The 3,368-nt window shown below is 38.9% G+C and carries 3 protein-coding genes and 1 pseudogene; all 4 read left to right on the top strand.

What is annotated here, in order from left to right; genetic code table 11:
* A pseudogene (locus ACO4PX_RS09380) lies at positions 1-398 on the top strand (Mbeg1-like protein); the annotation flags it as partial.
* A gap of 136 nt (positions 399-534) precedes the next feature.
* On the top strand, positions 535-1,986 hold the full coding sequence (locus tag ACO4PX_RS09375; protein WP_485572399.1) for an ATP-binding protein: 1,452 nt from the start codon (positions 535-537) through the stop codon (positions 1,984-1,986).
* A 333-nt stretch (positions 1,987-2,319) separates the two neighbouring features.
* Entirely contained in the window at positions 2,320-2,955 is a 636-nt protein-coding gene (locus tag ACO4PX_RS09370; protein WP_485572397.1) for an NAD(P)-dependent oxidoreductase, read from the top strand.
* A gap of 31 nt (positions 2,956-2,986) precedes the next feature.
* Positions 2,987-3,368 (top strand): SIR2 family NAD-dependent protein deacylase (locus ACO4PX_RS09365; RefSeq protein ID WP_485572395.1); only part of this gene is annotated, 382 nt, incomplete at its 3' end.

Genomic DNA, 3,368 nt, shown 5'->3' with positions numbered 1-3,368 from the left:
TTAGTGAGTACACGAAAACCACCTTGGGAAGCTGGCTGGAAAGCATGGACGATGAAACCAGAGAATCCCTTTGCACTACAGCATTTTCCCTGATTGAAAGTACAAAATCGGAGACCTTTATAGAGTTCTCCGGGAATTTAATGAAAAATATGGAAACTATCTGGAAGGAGATGGGAAAGCTTCCGGAAGATAAGAAAAAAGAAATTATGAATGCTTTAAGCAAGTTGATAGAGAGCAGTAAGCAAGCCGCCGTTTCCCAGATAAAAAGTGGCGGGCAGACGGTGATCAGTCAAATACAGAGCAGCGGGCAGGCATTACTTAGCCAGATGCAAACCGGCAGTCATGCGGCCATTAGTCAGGTAATGGGAAAGACAAAGGAGGAAGGAGAGAAGGTGTAGAGGATAAAACTATCAGTTTTGCTAATTTCTATTTTTTTATATCTTGCCCATCCTTTTTATAACCACTATAATAATATCAAATCGTGATTTAGTAAATCTGGATTAGATATTTTGCATTGGCGGGAGGTAAAGTGCTTTGTTTATTGGAAGGCAAAATGAGTTAAATTTTTTCAATAACAAATATAATGAAAATGGCGGACAGCTGATTGTTTTATATGGTAGAAGACGTGTTGGTAAGACGGAAACTTTACGAGAGTTTTGTAAAGGAAAGCCCCACGTCTTTTTTTCCTGTACTGAAACAACAGATGCTGTGCAGCTCAGAAATTTTTCGAACTGTATGTTACGAGAGGAAATTCCGGCAAAAAACTATATCTCTACATTTCATGATTGGGAAACAGCATTTCGCTCCATTTTGGAGCTTCCTTATGGAGAAGAGAAAAAATTACTGATTATTGATGAGTTCCCTTATATGTGTCATGGAAATAAAAGTATACCTTCTATACTACAAAACTTATGGGATATGGAGCTTAGAGATAAGAATGTAATGCTGGTTTTGTGCGGAAGTGCCATGAGTTTTATGGAAAAGGAATTACTGGCAGAAAAAAATCCTCTCTATGGCAGGGCTACAGGAATCTACAAAATGCAGGAAATGGGTTTTTATGATGCGGCTAAATTCTTTCCGAATTATTCTGCAAAAGATAAGTTATTGTCTTATGCTATTCTTGGCGGTATACCACATTATTTATGTCAGTGGAATTCGAATTTATCTCTTGAGGAAAATATAAAAAGAAACATTTTGACGAAGGGTTGTATTTTATATAGTGAGGTGGAGTTTTTGCTCCATCAGGAGTTGAGAGAAACTCCGATTTATAATTCCATTATTGAGGCGGTTGCCTTGGGAAATACCAAGCTGAATGCTATTAGCCAAAAGTCTCTTGTAGAGGATATTTCCAAGACTAGCGTGTACCTTAAGAACCTGATGGAATTGGGCATTGTGGAACGAGAATTTTCAGTGGATGCGGGAATAAAAGAACATGGGAATTCCAATAGAGGAATTTATCGTCTGACGGATAATTATTTTCGCTTCTGGTATGCGTTTTGCTTTACGAATTTTTCTCAGCTGGAAGATGGGGACGTGGATGGTGTCTATGAATATTTAGTTAAGCCTATGCTTCAGCGATTTGCCTCCATTACTTTTGAGTCTGTCTGCCATGAGTTTGTTCGAGAAATGCAGAAAAAGAATGCTCTGCCTTTCCGTTATGCCAAAATGGGGAGGTGGATGGGAAAGACGACAGTTCGTGATGAGACCATGCCTAAGGGAGTCCGAGTAGCAGAGTCTGAAATTGATCTTCTTTGTATAAGTACAGATGCAAAGCAATATTTACTGGGAGAATGTAAATTGAAAACGAGTCCATTTTCTTATTCGGAATATATGGATACTTTGGCAAAGCTTTCTTCCCTTAAGAAAGAAGCAAAGTTTTATTATGCGTTATTTTCGGAAAGTGGATTTGATGAGAAAATTGTAGCAGAAGCAAGCGTAAATAATACAATGCTCTATACTTTGGAGCAGATTGTAAGTTACAAATAATTAGGGAGGAGCATAAAGGGAATTTTTCAAAGCCTATTTGATGGTGTTTTCATAGACACTGTTGAATAGGTTTTTTAGTTTTTATATTTTCATAAAAATGCTAAAAGATATTTTCTGGAAAGATGTAATAAAATAGTTGACAACAAAATCCAATAGTGCTATATTTAACACGTCTAAGGTGTAATAAATAAAATTACAACAGAGAGTGATCAAAAATTATTACTCTACTTTGACAAGGCTGAAAAAATGAAGTTTAGGAACTCACAGTCTAAGAAATCAAGGAAAAACAAGCTTTAGTGTAGAGAGGAAAGCTTCCTCGGAAAGGAAAGAATCATGGCAAAGATCGCAGTTGTAGCAGCAAACGGAAAAGCAGCAAAGAAAATCATTACGGAGGCAGTAAACAGAGGTTTTGAAGTAACAGCATTTGGAAGAAGAGCAGAAAACGATACGGATGCCAAGAACTATATCCAAAAAGATATTTTGGAGCTTACAAGAGAGGATTTAAAGGGATATGATGCGGTGGTGGATGCATTTGGTGCATGGACAGCAGAAACCCTCCCTCTTCATAGTAAGACAACACAGCACTTAGCAGACATTCTCTCCGGTACCGAGGTAAGACTTTTAATAGTAGGAGGAGCGGGATCTCTTTACGTAAATCCGGAGCATACGATTCGACTGGCTGACGGAAAGGACTTCCCTGAAGATTATAAGCCCATTGCACAGGCCATGGCAGCAGCACTTTCCGAGCTTAGAGAGAGAAAGGATGTGAAGTGGACTTACATTAGTCCTGCAGCGGATTTTCAGGCAGAGGGAGAAAGAAGTGGAAAATATATCCTTGCCGGAGAAGAGTTCACCTTAAACCCTGCAGGAGAGTCTGTGATTTCTTATGCAGACTATGCCATTGCCATGGTGGATGAAATCGAATCCGGAAAGCATATTCAGGAAAGAATTTCCGTAGTAAGAGCGTAATAGCGTATGAGTATAGAAAGGAGCGGTGCCCATGTTTTTCTTTAATAGAAATACCATACAACATCCGGGAGAAAATATCCCCTACGAAGAGCAGGTTCGTAAATTAAAGGAAAAAATTCAAAATGCGGAGGCTATTATGCTGGGTGCCGGCTCCGGACTATCTACGGCAGCGGGCTTTACATACAGTGGAGAGCGTTTTCAGAAGTATTTTTTCGACTTTGCCCAAAAATATCCTATACAAGATATGTATTCAGGAGGCTTCTTTCCCTTTGAAAGCCCCGAGGAATTTTGGGCTTGGTGGAGTAGAAACATTTACTTTAATCGCTATATTGATATCCATTCGGATGTCTATGGAAACATGAAAAAAATAGTGGAGGGAAAGGACTATTTTGTCTTAACCACCAATGTGGATC

This window comes from Oribacterium sp., assembly GCF_057249185.1.
The sequence above is the reverse complement of the archived record's forward strand: the minus strand, read 5'-3'. Positions and strand labels throughout refer to the sequence as shown.

What these genes read in the sequence shown, in the direction of transcription:
- ACO4PX_RS09370 (WP_485572397.1), top strand. Translation starts at nt 2,320, where the DNA reads ATGGCAAAGATCGCAGTTGTAGCAGCAAACGGAAAAGCAGCAAAGAAA.